Source organism: Alcanivorax nanhaiticus (genome assembly GCF_000756665.1).
In the GTDB taxonomy this organism is placed as follows: Bacteria; Pseudomonadota; Gammaproteobacteria; order Pseudomonadales; family Alcanivoracaceae; genus Alcanivorax; species Alcanivorax nanhaiticus.
Window position 1 is genome coordinate 60,089 of sequence record NZ_ARXV01000009.1, and the last position, 18,863, is coordinate 78,951.

Consider the following 18,863-nt stretch of genomic DNA (forward strand, 5'->3'; position numbering starts at 1 on the left):
CCAAAGGGTGCTTTTTGCAGGTCATGCTAACGCGAAGAGAAGCTATCAGCCTTTCTTGCTGCGCATCACACCGAAACGCTGCTTGAACTTGTCGATCTGACCACCGGTGTCAGCCTGCTTCTGCTTGCCAGTGTAGAACGGGTGGCATGCAGAGCACACGTCCAGAGACATGTCGCCAGCACGGGTAGAACGGGTCTCGATCACGTTGCCACAGCTACAGGTATAGGTAGCTGCCTGGTAGTCGGGATGGATTTCTGCTTTCATGGTCTTGCTCCGGGTATGTGTCGCTTCCTGCCTCTCCGACAGGCACCACACGGCTTGCGTCTGAAAAAAAGAAGGCGAATCATAGCAGCTTGGCTCCAATCCGCAAGCGCCGTAGCACTGTGGTCTCAGAACCACCCAACACCAGGAACCCCCGTGCCAGCCCGACCCACTCTGCAAATCGCCCTGCCCGTGCCGCTTCCAGGGTGCTTCGACTACCTCTATCAAGGCAATGAGCCGCTCCAGCAAGGCTGTCGGGTGCAGGTTTCCTTCGGCCAGCGCACCTTGATCGGCATTGTCCATGGTCATGGCCACAGCGACTACCCGAAACTTAAACCCATCAAGACGGTACTGGACACTAGTCCGGTCATACCCGCAGAACTGTATGCATTATGTGAAAGAGCCGCCCGTTACTACCACTATCCACTGGGCGAGGTGCTCAATGACGCGCTGCCTGCACTGCTTCGCCAGGGCAACGATCCCGAAGCCAGTCAGGAGAAGCGCTGGCAACTGACAGAACGGGGCCAGCACGTTCAAGACGAGCAAGTCAGTCGCGCACCTCGCCAACGTGAAGCACTGCAGATCCTCCGCGAGCACCCCAAAGGGCTGAGCAGCGCCATGCTCGGCGCTCTGGAAGTCAGCCCACAGGCCCTGAGCAGCCTGCGCGACAAGGGATGGGCCGAGCAAATCCTGCTCGAGCCCCCTATAACCACCCCCAAGGAGGTGCTCGCAGAGCCCCCATTACCCGCCAACGGGGAACAGCGCGCAGCAATCCACGCCATCCAGGACAGCAACGGCTTTACCCCTTTTCTGCTTGATGGCGTCACCGGCAGCGGCAAGACGGAAGTGTACCTGCAGGCCATGACACCGGTACTGGCTGCAGGCAAACAGGTACTGGTATTGGTGCCTGAAATTGGCCTGACTCCACAAACGGTGCAACGTTTCCGCCAGCGATTCTCCGCTCCTGTAGTAACCCTGCACTCCGGCCTCACCGATCGTGAACGACTGGACAACTGGCTGGCCGCCCGGGACGGCAAGGCCCGCATCATTATCGGCACCCGCTCCGCCATCTTTACCCCGCTGGCCAATCCGGGGCTGATCATTGTCGACGAAGCCCACGACAGCTCCCTGAAGCAACAGGACGGTTTCCGCTATCACGCCCGGGACCTGGCCACCTGGCGCGCTCAGAGCCTGGATATCCCGGTGGTACTGGGCAGCGCCACCCCGTCATTGGAAACCCTGCAATTAGCCCGCGACGGACGTTTTAGCTGGCTGAAACTGTCTCGCCGCGCCACCGAGCAACAACGCCCGCACATCGAAATCCTCGACGCCACCCTGGCGCCGCCCAACCAACCGTTGCTACCCACTTCGCTGCAAGCCATCAAACAGTGCGTCAGCGACGGCAATCAGGCACTGGTATTCATCAACCGGCGAGGCTACGCCCCAATGATCCTCTGCGGGGACTGTGGCTGGCAGGCAGAATGCAAGCGCTGCGACAGTTTTCTCACCTGGCACCGCAGCGAGAACAGCTTGCGCTGCCATCACTGCGACAGCCAGCAGCGAGTGCCCGCTCGTTGCCCGGAGTGCGGCTCCAGCGCCATTCACGAAGCCGGTAGCGGCACAGAGAAGCTCACCGAACTGCTGGAACAATCGCTACCGGTCTCGGTGATCCGGGTAGACCGCGATGCCACCCGCCGCAAAGGCGAGCTGGACAGCAAACTGGCGACCATTCGCAAGGGCGAACCCGCAGTACTGGTCGGCACCCAGATGCTTGCCAAGGGCCACCACTTCCCCAAACTGGCTCTGGTCGTCATCCTCGACATGGACGCAGGCTTTCTCAGCGCCGACTTTCGTGGCCCGGAACAGGCTGCACAGCTACTATTACAGGTAGCCGGGCGCAGCGGCCGGGAGGGCAAGGGCCGGGTATTGCTGCAGTCCAGACACCCGGATCACCAGCTCTTGCAACTGGCCGCCAGTGGCGACTACCCCGCCCTAGCCAGCGCACTGCTGGAGGAACGTCGCATGGCCGCGCTTCCGCCCTTCGGGCACTTGGCCCTGTTTCGCTGCGAGGCCATGACCCTGGGCAATGCCATGAACTTCCTGCAAGAACTGGCCATACAGCAAATCGCTCCCGGCGTGAACGTGCTCGGCCCTGTGCCTGCCCCCATGGAAAAACGCGCAGGCCGCTATCGTGCCCAGCTGCTGCTGCAAAGCCCGCAACGGGCCCCGTTACATCAAACCCTGGAACAGCTGCTCGCTACCGCCCGCAGCCTGCCCCAGGGACGCCAATGCCGCTGGCATGTGGATGTGGACCCGATCGATATGCTTTAAAAGATGGTTTTTACCACAGAGGGCACAGAGATCACGGAGGAAAAACAATAGCGTCCGAAGGCTGTCTGCCCGACCGGCAAGCTCCGAGCCCTTGACCAGAAGCTTGCCTCTTCTAACTGATGACGATTTTATCTCAGTGATCTCTCTGCCCTCTGTGGTAAAAAACAGCCTTACCCATGCGCCCAGCGACCTTTTCCCGTACAATCGCCGGCCAGTTAAACGGCCCCGACGGACCCCATGAAAGAACGCCTGATTTCCCTGATTGAAGCAGCCCTCGACACACTGATTGCCGACGGCACCTTGCCCCCCGACGCCAAGCGTCCGGTGCAAATTGACCGTACCAAGGACAAGAGCCACGGCGACTTCGCCACCAATATCGCCCTGATGCTGGCCAAACCGGCCGGCATGAAACCCCGCGATTTGGCCGAAAAGGTGATTGCGGCCCTGCCGGAAGACAATGCCGTCGCCAAGACCGAGATCGCTGGCCCCGGTTTCATCAACTTCTTTCAGGCCAGCGACTGGCTGAACAGCCTGCTGGACAAGGCACTGGCGGACGAGCACCTGTCCGTGGCACGCCCTGAACAGGTACAGACCGTGGTGGTGGATTACTCCTCCCCCAATCTGGCCAAGGAAATGCACGTGGGTCACCTGCGCTCCTCCATCATCGGCGACGCCGTGGTGCGCGCCCTGGAATTTCTGGGCCACAAGGTGGTTCGCCAGAACCACGTGGGCGACTGGGGCACCCAGTTCGGCATGTTGCTTGCCTATCTCGGCGAGCAGAAGGGCGAAGAAAGCGCCGCTGAACTGAGCCGCGAGCTTAGCGATCTGGAGGGCTTCTACCGGGCAGCCAAGCAACGCTTCGACGAATCCGAAGAGTTCGCCACCCGCGCCCGCAGCCTGGTGGTAAAACTGCAGGCCGGCGATGAGGAGTGCCTGAAACTCTGGCGGGAATTCAACACTGTATCACTGAGCCACTGCCAGGCAGTCTATGACCGACTCGGCGTCAGCCTGACTGCTGAAGACGTGCGCGGTGAAAGCGCCTACAACGACGACCTCTCGCAGGTCGTCGCCGACCTGGATGCCAAGGGGCTGCTCAGCGAAGACCAGGGCGCCCAGTGCGTCTTTATGGACGAGTACAAGAACAAGGAAGGCGACCCGCTGCCAGTGATTGTGCAGAAAGCCGATGGAGGCTACCTGTATGCCACCACCGATCTGGCTGCCCTGCGTTACCGAGCCGGCACCCTGGGCGCCGACCGCATGCTCTACTTTGTCGACCAACGCCAGGCCCTGCATTTTCAGCAGATGTTCAGCCTTTCCAAACTGGCAGGCTTCGTACCGGAAGACACCGATCTGGCGCATATGGGCTTCGGCACCATGAACGGCCCGGATGGCCGTCCGTTCAAAACCCGTGATGGCGGCACCGTCAAACTCATCGACCTGCTCAATGAGGCGGAAGAGCGCGCCTATGCGCTGGTAAAAGACAAGAATCCGGAACTGGATGAAGACGAACTGCGCACCATCGCCCGCGCCGTCGGCATTGGCGCAGTGAAATATGCGGACCTGTCCAAGAACCGCAGCAGCGACTACATCTTCAACTTCGACCAGATGCTCAGCTTCGAAGGTAACACCGCCCCCTATCTGCTGTATGCCTACACTCGCGTCGCCAGCATCTTCCGCAAGGCCGGCCTGGACATGAATCAGGTGAGCGGCGAGTTCCAGCTTCAGGAAGAGGCAGAACAAGCACTCGCGGCCCGACTGGTGCAATTCGGAGAAGTGCTGCAAAGTGTGGCTGACAAAGGCCTGCCCAACCTGCTGTGCCTGTACCTGTATGAGCTGGCGGGCCTGTTCTCCAGCTTTTACGAGCACTGCCCGATCCTCAACAGCGATGACGAGGACCTCAAGCAGAGCCGACTGAAACTGGCCGCACTCACTGCCCGCACCCTGAAACAGGGCATGGAACTGCTCGGCCTGAGGCCACTCGAACGGATGTAACCGACGACCTCCGACGCAATCCCAGGAAGGACCATGGCGAAGAATACCCGACGGGGCGCAAGCCGCAGCCCCGCAAAGAAGAAGAAACCCCAACGGCAGGTGCCCGGCTGGGTATGGCTGTTTACCGGGCTGATGGTGGGCCTGTTTGTGGCATTTCTGTTCCATCTGGGCAACACCCAGCTGCAACAGGGCGGCAAACCCACCGCCAGCACCAGCAAGCCGAAACCCCAGGCAGAAAAACCGGCACCAAAGCAGGATGAACCCAAATCCGGGGACGATTCTCCCCAGTTCGACTTCTATGCGGTACTGCCGAAAATGGAAGTGATCGTGCCACAGACGGAAACTGACAGCGGCACCCGGCAAACCAGCACCACCAAGCCCAAAGAAGACACCCGCCAGACCAGTACGGAAACCAGCACCCGCGGCAGCGATGAAAAGTACCTGCTACAGGCCGGCAGCTTCCGCCGCAACGAAGACGCGGACCGCCGTCGCGCCGAGCTGATCCTCAAGGGCTTCGAAGCGTCCATCCAGTCAGTGAATCTGGAAAATGGCGACAGCTGGCATCGGGTCATGATCGGCCCCTACAACAATCTCAACGCCATGCACCGCGCCCAGGATCAACTGGCCAGCAACGGCATCGAGACCCTGCCGATCAAGATGAAGAAATAAACGCTGCACGTGGCGGAGATGGGCTCTCGCCCATTTCTGCCCTCCACCCCACAACCGCGGCCCCACACCCCAGCCCCCGCCCAACTCTCCCGCGCCGCTGTTCACTGTTACCTGCTCGCAATGAACTTGGCTCGATACTGTAATTCCTGCAATATCAGCCCAAGCAGTCTTGTCATGCGGGCGTTATTGTCCGCCTGCATCCTGAACGAGTCAGATCAATCATGGAGAAGATAGATGAAATCGTTATGGTATTCAGGGCCACTGTTGCTGGCCTCACTTACGCTTGCTTCAGGCTGCAATGACAGCAGCGATAGCGCCAACAACCCTGCCGACCAAACCACTGCCACACCAGCCAAAATAGAAACCATCACTGGCGCAGAGCCTGCCACCATCAAGGCCAACAATGCCCTGCACGATTACCTCCCCTTTGATGACACCAGCGACTTTGCCAATGTAGACAAGGGTTTCATTGCCTCACTGGATGACCACATCATCAAGAACGCCAAAGGCAGCACGGCGTTCGATCTGAGCCAATACGATTTCATTGAGGGCGACGCCCCTGACACCGCCAACCCCAGCCTGTGGAGGCAAAGCCAGCTCAACGCCAAACACGGGCTGTTTCAGGTCACCGATGGCCTTTACCAGATTCGCGCCTTCGATCTGGCCAACATGTCCTTTATTCGCGGCAAAACCGGCTGGATTATCGTAGACCCGCTAACCGCCAATGAAACCGCCGCGGCCGGCCTTGCGCTGCTGCGGGAAAAAGTGGAAGACCTGCCGGTATCCGCAGTCATTTTCACCCACAGCCACGTGGATCACTTTGGTGGTGTGAAGGGCGTACTGACCGAGGAAGAGATCGCATCCGGAAACGTGCAGATCGTCGCTCCAGAGCATTTTTTTGAGGAATCCGTGAATGAGAACCTGATGGCCGGCAACCAAATGTCCCGCCGTGCCAGCTACATGTATGGCAACGTGCTGGACAAGTCGCCCACAGGCACCCTGGGCAGCGGCTTGGGAACCACCACTTCTGCCGGCACCGTCAGCATTACCGAACCCAACCTCACCATTGACCATTCCCCGCAAAAGGAAACCGTGGATGGCATCGAGATGGTGTTCCTGCACACCCCCGGTGCCGAAGCACCGGCCGAACTGATGTTCTATATCCCGTCACTCAAGGCCCTGTGTCAGGCGGAAGAGATCAACCACACCCTTCACAATCTTTATACCCTACGCGGCGCCAAGGTACGTAGCGGGCTGCTCTGGTCCAAGTACATCCATGAAACCATTGAACGTTTCGGTGATGACGTGCAGGTATCCTTCGGCAGCCACCACTGGCCGACCTGGGGCAATGAAGAGATTCTCACCCTGTGGACCGCCCAACGCGATGTCTACCGCTACATCCACGACCAAACCCTGCGTCTCGCTAACCACGGTTACAACGGGATAGAAATTGCCGAAATGATGCAGCTGCCCGACTCGCTCCAGCAGGTCTGGGCCAACCGCGGCTACTACGGCTCCGTCAGCCATGACGTGCGTGCGCAATACCAGCTGTACTTCGGCTGGTTTGACGGCAACCCCGCCAACCTTCACGCCCTGCCACCGCAGGATTCTGCAGCCAAATATGTGGAATACATGGGCGGCGCTGACAACATCATCAGCAAGGCACAGAAAGATTTCGACAACGGCGAATACCGCTGGGTGGCCATGGCGCTCAATCACGTGGTCTTTGCCGATCCGGACAATCAGCAAGCCAAAAACCTGCTCGCCAATGCCTATACCCAGATGGGCTACCAGGCCGAGTCCGGCCCCTGGCGTAACTTCTACCTCAGTGGCGCCAAAGAACTTCGCGACGGCGTCAAAAAGGTTGCCACTCCGGATACCGCCAGCCCGGACATCATTAACAACCTGAGCCTGGCCACCCTGCTGGACTATCTGGCAGTGCGGTACAACGGCGAGAAAGCCGCCGAGCTGACCGGCACCATGAACCTGAGCCTGACCGATACCGGCGACAAGGTGACCATCTACCTGGGCAACGGTGTACTCAACTACACCCTCGGCAAGACCGCCGACGATGCCGACGTGAGCATCACCACCACCCGGGGCACCCTCAACCAGGTCAATCTTGGCAAAACCACCTTCAGTGACGCCATCGAAAACGGCGATGTCAGCATCGAAGGCGACGGCGAATTGCTGAAATCCTTCAGCAGCTCACTGGACTCCTTCGAGTTCTGGTTCAACATCGTCACCCCGTAAGCACCAGCACCCCGCCGGCCAAACCGGCGGGGTGCATCCCTCTCAAAACAACCCGCCCCACTCACCATCCGTACGCGGCCACCAACCTCTTCCAGCCCTCCTGCGCCAACCCGCGCCGCTGTTAACTGTTAACTATTCACTATTAACTGCCTTCCAGCGCTTGAATCCCCAACCACCAGCCCCACATCTCCAGAATCACTACGAAAGGAGCTGAATGTGACCACGATCGTATCCGTGCGCCGCGGCAACAATGTTGTTATTGGCGGTGACGGCCAGGTGTCACTGGGTAACACCGTCATGAAAGGCAACGCCCGCAAGGTTCGCCGCCTTTATCACGGCAAGGTCATTGCCGGGTTTGCTGGCGGCACCGCTGACGCCTTTACCCTGTTTGAACGATTCGAAGCCCAACTGGAAAAACACCAGGGCCACCTGGTCCGTGCCGCCGTGGAACTGGCAAAGGACTGGCGCACTGACCGCGCCCTGCGTCGGCTGGAAGCACTATTGGCTGTGGCTGACAAGGAAGCATCACTGATCATCACCGGTAACGGCGACGTAATCGAACCGGAAGATGACCTGATAGCCATCGGCTCCGGTGGCCCCTTCGCCCAGGCAGCCGCCACGGCCCTGCTTCACAACACCGAGTTGAGCGCTGGTGATATCGTCGAAAAAAGCCTGACTATTGCCGGCGATATCTGCGTGTTCACCAATCAACAGCAAACCATTGAAGAATTGAGCTGGTAATCCCAATGCCTAACCTGACCCCGCGCGAAATTGTTCAGGAACTGAACAAGCACATTGTCGGCCAGGAGCCGGCGAAGAAATCGGTTGCCCTGGCCCTGCGAAACCGCTGGCGCCGCATGCAACTGCCCGCCGAAATGCGTGCCGAAGTCGCGCCCAAGAACATTCTCATGATCGGCCCCACCGGTGTGGGCAAAACCGAGATCGCCCGTCGCCTGGCCAAGCTGGCCGACGCGCCGTTCCTGAAAGTGGAAGCCACCAAGTTCACCGAAGTGGGCTATGTGGGCCGTGATGTGGAATCCATCATCCGCGACCTGGTGGAAATGGCCATCAAGATGCTGCGCGAAAAGGCCATTGCCCGCGTCGGCAGTCAGGCCGATGACGCCGCCGAAGAACGCATTCTCGACGCCCTGCTGCCCACCGCCCGCGGCGATGAAGAAAATAAAACCGACAACGCGACCCGGCAGATTTTCCGCAAGAAACTGCGTGAAGGGGAACTGGACGACAAGGAAATCGATATCGACGTAGCCGCCAACCCGGCAGGTGTAGAGATCATGGCACCACCCGGCATGGAGGAGATGACCAGCCAGCTGCAACAGATGTTTTCGCGCATGGGCAGCGGCGGTGGCCGCCGTAAATCCCAGAAGCTGAAAGTGCGGGAAGCCTATCGCCTGATCCGTGACGAAGAGGCGGCACGCTTCGTCAATGAAGACGAGCTGAAGGTGCAGGCAGTGGATGCGGTGGAAAACAACGGCATCGTGTTCCTGGACGAGATCGACAAAGTCGCCAAACGCGGCGAGACCGGTGGCACCGACGTATCCCGGGAAGGGGTGCAACGCGACCTGCTACCACTCATCGAAGGCTGCACGGTGACCACCAAATACGGCATGGTGAAAACCGATCACATCCTGTTCATTGCCTCCGGTGCCTTCCACCTGGCCAAGCCCAGCGACCTGATACCGGAACTGCAGGGCCGCCTGCCTATCCGGGTGGAGCTGAGCGCCCTGAGCCCGGAAGATTTCCAGCGCATCCTCACCGAGCCGCGCTGCTCCCTCACCGAGCAATACAAGGCACTGCTGGAAACCGAAGGCCTTAATCTGGAAATAACCGACGACTGTATACGTCGTATCGCGGAAGTGGCCTGGCAGGTCAATGAGCGGACCGAAAACATCGGCGCCCGCCGCCTGCACACCGTGCTGGAGAAGCTGCTCGAAGAGATCAGCTATGATGCAGACTCTCTGGCCACCCAATACCACGACAAACCACTGGTACTGGATGCGGAAGCCGTGGATCGCTATCTCGGCGAGTTGGCCGATGACGAAGATCTGAGCCGGTATATTCTCTGATGAGTTGCAAGTAACAAGTTACAAGATGCAAAGCGCGCGACAGGGCGACCTCAGCCCCAGGCCCCTGCCCGCGCCCCAATTTCTGGGCCGCGGCGAAGAATATTTGGTAACCGACAGACCTCTTCCGCGTTGCAACTTGCAACTTGAAACTTGCCCCTGCTTTTCCTGCTATCATCCCCGCCGGAGGAAAATCCATGACTGCCGGCGAACAGCTTCAACACTATCTTGATCGTTTTTTTTCCCTGCGCCAGCACGGTGACGATACCGTGTTCCTGGCTCGCCTGCGCCGTCTGCAGGAGTGGCAAGGCGAACGTCTGAAGCACACCCATTCCCACCTGCTAAATGACCCGGTCACAGCTGAAGGCATCCGCTTCCTGCTTGAGGAAGTCTACGGCGGGCGTGAACTGCTGCCCGTAGCAAGGGAAATTCGTCGCGCCCTGCCCAAGGCCATGAAGCTGCTCCCGGACAAGGTGATGGTCACCTCTGCAGCCGCCCTGGAAGCCGCCATCCTGACCCAGGAGCTGGATGAGGCAGTGGCCGAGTTGCTTGGCAAAGAGCTGGACCAGCCGATCACGGAAATGATCTATCTCAAGGGCTTTCGTCAGGATCACCACCGCGCTGACCGCCAACGTCAGCTACAATTAGTGGCAGAGCTCGGGCACCGGCTGGACCGCTATATCCGTTCGCGTATGCTGCTGACCACCTTTCGTATGGTGCGCAAGCCAGCCCATGCGGCGGGCTTTTCGAACCTGTATGATTTCATGGATCGCAGTTTCCGGGTCATGAAGCCGGTACCCAGTGTAGGGCTGCTGCTGGAGCAGCTGGCAGCCACTGAATCCGTCATCATGGATCGGGTTTACGATCTCCATCCGTCACCGTTTGAGAATCACCATGTCTGATAACGATAAGGTCACACACTTCGGCTACCAGCAGGTGCCATGGCAGGAAAAACAGCAGAAAGTGGCCGGCGTATTCCGCTCTGTGGCGGGCAAGTACGATGTGATGAACGACCTGATTTCCATGGGCAGCCATCGCATTCTCAAGCGCATGACCATCGAGCTGGCCGGTATTCGTCCAGGCCAGAAAGTGCTCGATCTGGCCGGCGGCACCGGTGATCTGGCCATCAAGTTTTCCCGCCTGGTGGGCGAAACCGGCCAGGTGGTGCTGGCGGACATCAATGACGCCATGCTGGAAGTGGGCCGCGACAGACTGATTGATGCTGGCTGCAGCCACAACACCCAGGTGAGTCAGGTGAACGGCGAATGTCTACCGTTTGAAGACAACACCTTCCATTGCATTACCATCGCCTTCGGCCTGCGCAACATTACCGACAAGGATGCCGCCCTGCGCTCCATGCTACGGGTGCTCAAGCCCGGCGGCCGTCTGCTGGTGCTGGAATTTTCCACCCCTACCAACAAAGCCCTGGCCAAGGCCTACGACGCCTATTCCTTCGCTGTATGGCCCCGGCTGGGCAAGCTTATCGTTAACGACGCCGAGAGCTACCAGTACCTGGCCGAATCCATCCGCATGCATCCGGATCAGGACACCCTGCAGGGCATGATGAACGATGCCGGCTTTGCCCGTACCGAATACTTCAATATGCTCGGCGGTATCGTGGCGCTGCACAGGGGATTCAAGTTCTGATGAGCCTAAAAGACCAATCCCGCTCACCCGGCCTGTTTTCCACCACCGCCCTGGCCACCGTGGAGCGAGCCATCAACACCGCGCTGCGCACCGACCCGGCCACTGCAGCCAAAGTGGCAGTGCATTCCGGGCGACTGGTGGCCATTGAAGTGACTCTCCCTCCCATTGCTGTGTATGCATTGATAGTGGAAGACGGTGTCGAGTTGTATCACCGCAGCGATGCCACTCCTGATGTGGCGGTCAAGGGCACCCCCATGGATCTGGCGGCCCAATTGCTTGACTGGAAGACCCGCCCGGGAGTGATCGGCGGCCCGGTACAGATTAGCGGCAGCAGCGAATTACTGCAGGAATTGCAGGATCTTGCTCGTGAACTGCAGATCGACTGGGGTGCCCTGCTGGAACCCATCACCGGCTCAGAGTTGGCACAGCAGATCGACTTCGGCGCCCGCCAGTTTTTTGGCTGGGCCAGACAGGCCGCCAGCAGACTGGTGGATCAACTGGGCGACTACGTGGGTAACGAATCCGGCCTGATTCCCAGCCGCCGCGAGGTCTACGAGTTCGGCCAGGACGTGGATGACATTCGCATGGACGTGGACCGTCTGGACGCCCGCGTTCAGCGCTTGCGTGCCGCCCGCGCCAGTGACGCAGGTCAAGGGAGCAACCCGAACTGATGCTGCCTCTTACCCGTATCCTGGTGGTGACCCATGTGGTGTGTCGCTACCGCCTGATCGCCTTACTGCCAGCCCATCCGCTACGCCATCTGCTGCTGGGGCTGTCCTTTTTGATCCCCTCCAGCTGGTTGGGCACAGGCAAACTGAGTGAAGGCGAACGGCTGCAGAAAGCCCTGGAGCAGCTTGGCCCGATTTTCATCAAATTCGGCCAGCTGTTGGCCACCCGGCAAGACATGCTGCCCCCGGAATGGACCCGTGCACTCGCCCAACTGCAGGACCAGGTGGCACCGTTTGACGGCGAACAGGCAAAGGCGCTGGTGGAAGCCAGCCTGCAACAGCCCTTTGATGAGGTGTTCGCAGACTTCGACACCTCGCCACTGGCCGCAGCCTCAGTAGCCCAGGTTCACCCCGCCACACTGAAAAACGGCCAGCAGGTGGTCGCCAAGGTGCTGCGCCCGACCATCCGCCCGGTGGTGGAACGTGACCTCAAAGTAATGGCTTTCGGCGCTCGCTGGCTGGAACGGCTATGGCGAGATGCCCGTTACTTCCGCCCGGTACAAGTGGTCGAAGACTACAAAGACATCATTCTCGGCGAACTGGATCTCAGCGCAGAAGCCCGCAACAGTGAGGCCATGCGCCGACACTTCCTGTTCAGCCCGTTGCTGTATATTCCGGCTATTCACCTGGAATACTCCAGCAGTACCGTGATCATCATGGACCGCATCCATGGCATCCCGGTGAACGATATCGAGCGCATCAAGGCCGCTGGCATCGATCCAAAACTACTGGCGGAACGCGGCGTGGAGATCTTCTTTTCCCAGGTGTTCCGCTTCAATCTGTTTCATGCAGACATGCACCCGGGCAATATTTTCGTCAATCCAGAGCACCCGGAATCGCCCCAGTACATGGCCGTAGACGCCGCCATCGCGGGCCGCCTTTCGAAAGAGGATTTGAACGTATTGGGCCGCATGGTGCTTGCGGTGATGCGCGAGGATTACAGCGGGCTGGTGGATGCGGTGATTCGTGCCGGCTGGAACCGAGCCCCCATTGATCGACCCCGCTTCGAACGTGCAGTCATCGATCTGGTAGAACCGGTACGCTCCGCCCAGCTGGACCAGCTGGAGTTCGCCCCGCTGGTGATGAAGCTGTTTGATCTGGCCCGCCGCTACCACATCGAAATGCCGGTACAGTACATCCTGCTCATGAAAACCCTCGTACACATTGAGGGACTGGGCCGCAGCATCTACCCCAAGCTGGATATCTGGAACACCGGCCGGCCATTGCTGGAAGCCTGGATGATGGCCGAATACGGCCCCAGTGCCACGCTGAAAAAACTGCAAAACCGACTGCCGGAATGGACAGCTCAGCTCCCGGACATGCCCGACCTGATTCGTGATGGACTGGAAACCCTGCGTGACCTGCCCTACCAGCAGGATCGGCTGGAGGCCCGAATGGAGGAGCAATTGGTTCGCCATCGCCACAAGCTGCTGGCAGGTTTTGCCGGTCTCGGCTGCGCAGGCACCGCTCTATGGCTGGCCAATCCTTACAGTTGGCCCTTGTCCGCAGCGGCCCTGGTACTGGTGAGCTGGGGCTGGCGGCGCTAGACTGTGAAATCACCTTGTCTGCGGATGCCTTTCTTTGTCGGCGCCAGCAGATACAACGTGGCCGTTGTCATACCGCCTTACTGAAAACATGCAGAAAAACGTCAACTATGTCAGATATTCTTAGCCAGCTTCACCAGGTACTGGAATCGCGCAAGGGCGCCGACCCGGACAGCTCCTACGTGGCCAGCCTGTACGCCAAGGGCCTCAACAAGATTCTGGAGAAAGTTGGCGAAGAAGCCGTGGAAACCATCCTCGCGGCCCGCGATGCGGAGGTCAGCGGAGATACTCAGGCCCTGATCAGTGAAACCGCTGATTTGTGGTTTCACAGCTTGGTCATGCTGGCCAAGCTGGGCGCACACCCGGACAAGGTTCTTTCCGAACTGGAGCGCCGTTTCGGCCTGTCCGGCCACGATGAAAAAGCCTCGCGCAGCCACAAGCACTGACGCAGGCAATCACCAATAAAAGCGGAGAGTACCCCATGTTATCCGGCATCAGCATCTGGCAGTTACTGATCCTTCTCGCCATCGTCGTTCTCCTTTTTGGAACGAAAAAATTGCGTAACATAGGCGGCGATCTGGGAGGTGCTGTCAAAGGCTTCAAGAACGCCATGAAGGATGGCGAAGAAGAGCAGGATCAAAAACGCCTCTCAGAAGACGAGAAGCAGACCGCCGAAAAGACGGAATCCAAAGACAAGGATCAGGCATAACACTGCGCCTGCCCCGACCCCGAGGCTGTCATGTTCGATATCGGTTTCGCCGAACTCACACTGATCTTCATCATCGGTCTTGTTGTGCTCGGTCCGGAGCGCCTGCCCACTGTGGCTCGGACCATTGGCCACTGGCTTGGCCGTGCACGCTCAACCTTCAATCATCTAAAAAATGAACTGGAGCGGGAAGCGGTTACCCAGGACATGCGTGAGCGCATGGAAAAGCAGATGCGCCAGATGGGGCTGGATGAAGACAGCATCCGGGAAGCAAAGGAAAGTCTGCTCAGCCCGGAGCAGATTGCCAAGGCCCGACAACCTGCTGAACAGGTAGAAAACCGCATCAAACCGGATTCGCCCCAGGACCAGAACCGCAATGACTGATGCCAGCACCGACACCGGCCAGCCCTTGATTGCCCACCTGCTCGAACTGCGCAACCGGCTACTCAAGGCCATGGTGGCCATCTTTATTGTCTTCCTGTGCCTGTTTTATTTTTCCCGGGAACTCTACACCCTGGTCGCCAAACCGCTGATGGACGCTATGCCGGAAGGGACCAACATGATTGCCACCGGCGTGGCATCCCCCTTCCTTGCCCCCTTCAAGCTGACCCTTTATCTGAGCGTGTTTGCCGCCATGCCATTCATTCTCCATCAAGCGTGGGCCTTCGTCGCACCGGGGCTGTACAAGCATGAGAAAAAGCTGGCCGTACCGCTGTTGGCCAGCAGCGTACTGCTATTCTATGCCGGCGCCGCCTTCGCGTACTTCGTGGTCTTCCCGTTGATGTTCCAGTTCTTTACCGCCATTGCGCCGGAGGGCGTGGCAGTCACCACCGATATCAGCAGCTATCTGGATTTCGTGCTGGCCCTGTTCCTCGCGTTTGGCCTCGCGTTCGAACTGCCCATCGCCATCGTGCTGTTAGTCAGCACCGGGGCTGTGACCGTGAAAAAGCTCAGTAGTGCGCGAGCCTACGTGGTGGTGGGATGCTTTGTCGTCGGCATGCTGCTGACACCGCCGGATGTAGTCAGCCAAACCCTGCTGGCCGTCCCCATGTGGTTCCTGTTTGAAATGGGGCTGCTCGCGGCACGGCTGGTCGAGAAAAAAGCCGACCAGCCGAAAGTGAATTAGGGCACCAACAGTCACTGAATGACGCCTCGCATACTCATTTTCATGGCTGCGCAGCGCTGACACGTAAGAAGTTTATCTAAAACGTGTAACCCCGCTCAGCCCCTTTATTCGGTGAAGCGGGATCCAGCGGTGGCAATACCGGGCTCGACGGCGTAGCCGGCTCAGGATCTCTCACTGCAGGAGCCTTGGCCGCACAGCTATTTTCATTCAAGAAATCGATAATGCGCTGCTGCACTGCGGGATCGCGGGTGCTCTGACCATGGGAGCCATGCAGCGGTTGAAAGACTTTTGGAGCCTGTGCGGCCGCATACAGACGCTCGCCATGGGCGTAAGGCACCACTTCATCCTCATCACTGTGCATGATCATCAGAGGCGCTGGCGAAATACCTGCAATCCGCTGCTCTGGATCTTGTTCTCGCTGTGGCATACCCGGCACCACCATCCAGCGCAGCGGCCACAACAGCCAACTGGTCTTCATGATGTCATTGGTGATATCCCGATAACTTGCAAAAGCCGCTTCCAGCACCACACAATCAGCCGCCCCCGCATTCTGCTCCTCTCCCAGAACCGTCGCGGCCATGGCTCCGCCGAGACTCTGCCCAAACACCACCAAGGGGCCCTCTGTACGGCGCGCGGTACGCAACCAGTCCAGCCCCAGCTGTACATCTGCATAGGTGTCCGGTAGTCGCGGCTTCCCTTCAGACAAACCATAGCCGCGGTAATCCAGCAGAAAGACGTTATAACCACGCCCCGGCAGCCACTGCACATTGGCCAGATGGGTACTGATGTTCTGAGCGTTGCCATGCAGGTAGTACACCGTACCCTTTACTGGCACATCCCGCGCTGCCGGCAGCCACCAGCCATGGATACGCAGACCGCGGGGATGGATCAGGACAATATCCTCATACTTGAGGCCCTGATTTTCCGGATTCTGCACCCAGGGAGTCATCGGATAGAAGAACAGCTTGCTACAGCCGGCCAGCATCAATGCTGCCAGCGCAAACAATCCTAGTCGTAATACCATCGCCATTGCAGTTTGAACTCGTTGTCGCCATCGCCACGCCAGCCTTCCCGTTCAAAGGAAGCCCTCAGCCCATGCTGTCGGGTCATGGCCCACTGCACAGCAAACGTTGAAGTGTAGCGATAGACGTCATTAGTGAAATAGTGGCCTACGCTGCCCAATTGCCATTGCCAGTTGCCCCGACGATATAGCATACCGCCATCCAGGCCGGCTCCCGGAGTCAGAAATTCATCAAACCCACTGTTATTCTCCAGTCGAAAGCTGGACAGTAAATAAGGCTGCCAGTTTCCCCAGTGCCAACTGGCACCGGCACCACCCTGCACATAGCGGACCAGCCGGCGCCGTCCTGCCCAGGCTCGCTCCAACCCGCCTTCTACATACCAGCTCAAAGGCTTGATAAAGCGATTGCGGGGTGCCATGGAGCGAATACTCACCACCCCCAGCTCTTCCAGTTTCGGGTCACCTGACTCAGTGCTGCGTAGCGTCATATCGACACCCTCAATCTGGGCTCCGCGCAGGAAGCCATAAGGGTTATCGAGCAAATCATGGTAAGTGAGGCGGTAGCTGATCTCACCAAAATCCTGATTGCCTTCACGCTGCCCACCGCTTGCCGCCAGCATCTGAGTGCCGTGACCGCCTTCCGGCGGTTGCGCACCCACCGTCTCAGGTACCGTAACGGAGGGGAGACGATTCATGGCCGAAAGCAACGCAAAGGAGTCGCCGGCCACCTTGTCAGTACGGTCCTCTTTACGGTATCTCAGGCGCAGAAAACGGTAGGCCACCGTCACCATGAGAGCCTGATCCTCCTCGCTATTCGCCAGGAACGCCTCACTTTCCAGCAACGACGGGTCGTCTGCAAGACGGCGAGCCAATCCTTGCTGGCGGCCACTTAGCAGGAGACGAAGGTTATCCAGCTCCACCGCCTTGGAAGGACGATAGTGGCGCTCACTGATAAAGCCCCCTTCATCCAGCGCCCGCACTGTGTTGACCGGCACTTCAGCGAAGCGCAACTCATCCAGCAGGTGGGAGCCGGGGCGCGCCACCTCCATTAGCTCCAGCAACCGAAAAGAGCAATTCTCATCGAAAAAATAATAGTCGAAATTGATATCCTTCAATTCCCACAGATGATCGATCAGCCAATCCAGTTCCTGCTGATCCAGATCCAGGGTGTATTCCCACATATCGCGGTTTTCCATGTGCGAATATTCCTGGATCTTCTGCACATAGGGCACTAGGGCAAACCGTCCGGGATAACCTCCTGCCAGCCCCCGATAGATATAGAAAAACGAATTGTCGTCCGCCATGGCAACGGCGCCAAAGTTTACCGCCCAGGACAACCAGACGGCAGAATCCTCACCTTGGTCCAGCCGTAACAGGGTATGCCCAAACATGGAGGATGGGCTGTTGAGGTAGGCCGCAGGAAAAACCAGCACAGCACGTTTCGCCGTCACCGCCTGGCGCCACTCCAGATACCCCGAGCAATGGGAAAAAGGTGCTGAATCTTGCCAGCCAAGCTGCTCAGAAAGGAACCGGTAGCGCGCAGGGAAACGACATCGCGCCTCGGCCCCTGACTGCGACAGTGCATCACGGCTGGCCACCAGCTCGGCAAGGGCATCGTCCTTACCGGATTCAGAGAGGAAAAATTGCTCATCATCCACATAACTGCGATGACGATCTCTCAAGGTTGCACCCGGATTGATATGCAACAACGCCTGCCAGCGGGGCTGTGCAGCAAGTTCCTTGTCCGAGGGAGAAGCAAAAACCGCAGTGCTGCAGCACAGCAGAATACTCAGGAATACCGCACGCATTGAAAAGTCCGTAAAACCGGCAAGAAGGATTCTTGGGAGCCTTTGAATAACGCCTTGCGTGCTCAGCGTGCAAGGCGTTATTCAGAGGATCCTTGATCTGTCTGGCAAAACAGGAGCACCAGACAAACAAAGCCCCGCCAGCGGCGGGGCTTTGCGTCAAACCTGAACGCAGACCTTAGGCAAGGTACTTGGACAGGCTGTCGTCTTTCTTCATTACGTCAGTAATGGAAGCCATTACTTCATCAGCGGTCACGTCCTGATGCGGGAAGATAGCTGCGAAGTTTTCGTGCATTACCGCGTTGAAGTGAGCACGATCAGACGCTTCGATACCCATGGAAACAGACAGAGCGGTCAGGGCTTCGCCTTCACCGGTAGCCATATCCTGAGCCACTTCTTCCATCACACCGGTCATGCCCAGCAGGCTGGAACCGCTATAAGACAGAGAACCACTAGTGTCACAACCGTTGGTACCAGTAGTCATACCGAAGGTAGCGTTACCGGAAGTGCCGTTTACCAGGGTTGCCAGCAGGTGCATGGGCATACCGGACTGGCCTTCAAACAGCATGTTACCCCAGCCACAACCCGGGCCACCCGGGGCTACGGCCATTGCAGAAGTAGATGCGCCCAACATGGCAGCAGCAATCAAAGTCTTTTTCATCCTGAGTACCTCCAAGTTTTTATAAATCATCCCTGGGG

General features: G+C 58.6%; 18 protein-coding genes. 14 read left to right on the forward strand and 4 right to left on the reverse strand.

Annotated elements, in window-relative coordinates; all coding sequences use genetic code 11:
• Positions 1–45: 45 nt before the first annotated feature.
• Positions 46–264, reverse strand: a complete 219-nt coding sequence (gene rpmE / locus Y5S_RS12045) for a 50S ribosomal protein L31 (RefSeq protein WP_035233295.1) — start codon at positions 262–264, stop codon at positions 46–48.
• Positions 265–417: 153 nt separating this feature from the next.
• Between rpmE and Y5S_RS12050 the strand changes: the two genes are divergently transcribed.
• The 14 genes from Y5S_RS12050 (at position 418) to tatC (ending at position 15,338) form a co-directional block, all read left to right on the forward strand.
• A complete protein-coding gene (locus tag Y5S_RS12050) occupies positions 418–2,592 on the forward strand; it encodes a primosomal protein N' (RefSeq protein WP_035233296.1) in 2,175 nt (724 codons plus the stop codon).
• A gap of 237 nt (positions 2,593–2,829) precedes the next feature.
• Complete coding sequence (argS, locus tag Y5S_RS12055; protein ID WP_035233297.1) at positions 2,830–4,584, forward strand: arginine--tRNA ligase; 1,755 nt, start codon at positions 2,830–2,832, stop codon at positions 4,582–4,584.
• A gap of 33 nt (positions 4,585–4,617) precedes the next feature.
• Positions 4,618–5,253 carry an SPOR domain-containing protein gene (locus tag Y5S_RS12060; RefSeq protein ID WP_035233298.1) on the forward strand — a complete coding sequence of 212 codons (636 nt, stop codon included), beginning with the start codon at positions 4,618–4,620 and terminating at the stop codon, positions 5,251–5,253.
• Positions 5,254–5,487: 234 nt separating this feature from the next.
• A complete protein-coding gene (locus Y5S_RS12065) occupies positions 5,488–7,506 on the forward strand; it encodes an alkyl/aryl-sulfatase (protein ID WP_052041572.1) in 2,019 nt (672 codons plus the stop codon).
• 216 nt (positions 7,507–7,722) lie between these two features.
• A complete protein-coding gene (gene hslV, locus Y5S_RS12070) occupies positions 7,723–8,247 on the forward strand; it encodes an ATP-dependent protease subunit HslV (protein ID WP_035233299.1) in 525 nt (174 codons plus the stop codon).
• 5 nt (positions 8,248–8,252) lie between these two features.
• Entirely contained in the window at positions 8,253–9,590 is a 1,338-nt protein-coding gene (hslU, locus tag Y5S_RS12075) for an ATP-dependent protease ATPase subunit HslU (protein WP_035233300.1), read from the forward strand.
• A gap of 194 nt (positions 9,591–9,784) precedes the next feature.
• The gene (locus Y5S_RS12080; protein ID WP_035233301.1) at positions 9,785–10,489 is read left to right on the forward strand and encodes an FFLEELY motif protein; all 705 of its coding nucleotides are present in this window, start codon (positions 9,785–9,787) and stop codon (positions 10,487–10,489) included.
• Complete coding sequence (gene ubiE, locus Y5S_RS12085; protein ID WP_035233302.1) at positions 10,482–11,234, forward strand: bifunctional demethylmenaquinone methyltransferase/2-methoxy-6-polyprenyl-1,4-benzoquinol methylase UbiE; 753 nt, start codon at positions 10,482–10,484, stop codon at positions 11,232–11,234. Before Y5S_RS12080 ends, ubiE begins: the two co-directional genes overlap by 8 nt.
• Positions 11,234–11,905 carry a ubiquinone biosynthesis accessory factor UbiJ gene (locus tag Y5S_RS12090; protein WP_035233303.1) on the forward strand — a complete coding sequence of 224 codons (672 nt, stop codon included), beginning with the start codon at positions 11,234–11,236 and terminating at the stop codon, positions 11,903–11,905. The genes ubiE and Y5S_RS12090 overlap by 1 nt, the downstream gene beginning before the upstream one ends.
• Complete coding sequence (locus Y5S_RS12095; RefSeq protein ID WP_035233304.1) at positions 11,905–13,509, forward strand: AarF/UbiB family protein; 1,605 nt, start codon at positions 11,905–11,907, stop codon at positions 13,507–13,509. The genes Y5S_RS12090 and Y5S_RS12095 overlap by 1 nt, the downstream gene beginning before the upstream one ends.
• A 107-nt stretch (positions 13,510–13,616) precedes the next feature.
• On the forward strand, positions 13,617–13,952 hold the full coding sequence (locus tag Y5S_RS12100; RefSeq protein WP_035233305.1) for a phosphoribosyl-ATP diphosphatase: 336 nt from the start codon (positions 13,617–13,619) through the stop codon (positions 13,950–13,952).
• A gap of 35 nt (positions 13,953–13,987) precedes the next feature.
• A complete protein-coding gene (tatA, locus tag Y5S_RS12105; protein ID WP_035233306.1) occupies positions 13,988–14,215 on the forward strand; it encodes a Sec-independent protein translocase subunit TatA in 228 nt (75 codons plus the stop codon).
• 30 nt (positions 14,216–14,245) lie between these two features.
• Positions 14,246–14,596: a Sec-independent protein translocase protein TatB gene (gene tatB, locus Y5S_RS12110; protein ID WP_052041573.1), complete on the forward strand. Its 351-nt coding sequence runs from the start codon at positions 14,246–14,248 to the stop codon at positions 14,594–14,596.
• Complete coding sequence (gene tatC / locus Y5S_RS12115; RefSeq protein ID WP_035233307.1) at positions 14,589–15,338, forward strand: twin-arginine translocase subunit TatC; 750 nt, start codon at positions 14,589–14,591, stop codon at positions 15,336–15,338. The genes tatB and tatC overlap by 8 nt, the downstream gene beginning before the upstream one ends.
• A gap of 76 nt (positions 15,339–15,414) precedes the next feature.
• Here the strand turns inward: tatC and Y5S_RS12120 are convergent, their stop codons facing one another.
• From Y5S_RS12120 to Y5S_RS12130, 3 genes are all read right to left on the reverse strand, one after another.
• Positions 15,415–16,368: an alpha/beta hydrolase gene (locus tag Y5S_RS12120; protein WP_035233308.1), complete on the reverse strand. Its 954-nt coding sequence runs from the start codon at positions 16,366–16,368 to the stop codon at positions 15,415–15,417.
• A complete protein-coding gene (locus Y5S_RS12125) occupies positions 16,347–18,167 on the reverse strand; it encodes an Lnb N-terminal periplasmic domain-containing protein (protein ID WP_035233309.1) in 1,821 nt (606 codons plus the stop codon). The genes Y5S_RS12120 and Y5S_RS12125 overlap by 22 nt, the downstream gene beginning before the upstream one ends.
• Before the next feature lie 175 nt (positions 18,168–18,342).
• Positions 18,343–18,825, reverse strand: coding sequence for a DUF3015 domain-containing protein (locus tag Y5S_RS12130; RefSeq protein WP_035233310.1), 483 nt, complete (start codon positions 18,823–18,825; stop codon positions 18,343–18,345).
• Positions 18,826–18,863: the final 38 nt, after the last annotated feature.

Excerpts from the sequence above, each read along its gene's own strand:
- tatB (WP_052041573.1), top strand. The coding sequence starts at position 14,246 with ATGTTCGATATCGGTTTCGCCGAACTCACACTGATCTTCATCATCGGT.
- Y5S_RS12120 (WP_035233308.1), bottom strand. The coding sequence starts at position 16,368 with ATGGCGATGGTATTACGACTAGGATTGTTTGCGCTGGCAGCATTGATG.
- Y5S_RS12090 (WP_035233303.1), top strand. The coding sequence starts at position 11,234 with ATGAGCCTAAAAGACCAATCCCGCTCACCCGGCCTGTTTTCCACCACC.
- Y5S_RS12080 (WP_035233301.1), top strand. The coding sequence starts at position 9,785 with ATGACTGCCGGCGAACAGCTTCAACACTATCTTGATCGTTTTTTTTCC.
- hslU (WP_035233300.1), top strand. The coding sequence starts at position 8,253 with ATGCCTAACCTGACCCCGCGCGAAATTGTTCAGGAACTGAACAAGCAC.
- ubiE (WP_035233302.1), top strand. The coding sequence starts at position 10,482 with ATGTCTGATAACGATAAGGTCACACACTTCGGCTACCAGCAGGTGCCA.
- Y5S_RS12100 (WP_035233305.1), top strand. The coding sequence starts at position 13,617 with ATGTCAGATATTCTTAGCCAGCTTCACCAGGTACTGGAATCGCGCAAG.
- Y5S_RS12125 (WP_035233309.1), bottom strand. The coding sequence starts at position 18,167 with ATGCGTGCGGTATTCCTGAGTATTCTGCTGTGCTGCAGCACTGCGGTT.
- tatC (WP_035233307.1), top strand. The coding sequence starts at position 14,589 with ATGACTGATGCCAGCACCGACACCGGCCAGCCCTTGATTGCCCACCTG.
- rpmE (WP_035233295.1), bottom strand. The coding sequence starts at position 264 with ATGAAAGCAGAAATCCATCCCGACTACCAGGCAGCTACCTATACCTGT.
- Y5S_RS12130 (WP_035233310.1), bottom strand. The coding sequence starts at position 18,825 with ATGAAAAAGACTTTGATTGCTGCTGCCATGTTGGGCGCATCTACTTCT.
- Y5S_RS12060 (WP_035233298.1), top strand. The coding sequence starts at position 4,618 with ATGGCGAAGAATACCCGACGGGGCGCAAGCCGCAGCCCCGCAAAGAAG.
- Y5S_RS12095 (WP_035233304.1), top strand. The coding sequence starts at position 11,905 with ATGCTGCCTCTTACCCGTATCCTGGTGGTGACCCATGTGGTGTGTCGC.
- argS (WP_035233297.1), top strand. The coding sequence starts at position 2,830 with ATGAAAGAACGCCTGATTTCCCTGATTGAAGCAGCCCTCGACACACTG.
- tatA (WP_035233306.1), top strand. The coding sequence starts at position 13,988 with ATGTTATCCGGCATCAGCATCTGGCAGTTACTGATCCTTCTCGCCATC.
- Y5S_RS12065 (WP_052041572.1), top strand. The coding sequence starts at position 5,488 with ATGAAATCGTTATGGTATTCAGGGCCACTGTTGCTGGCCTCACTTACG.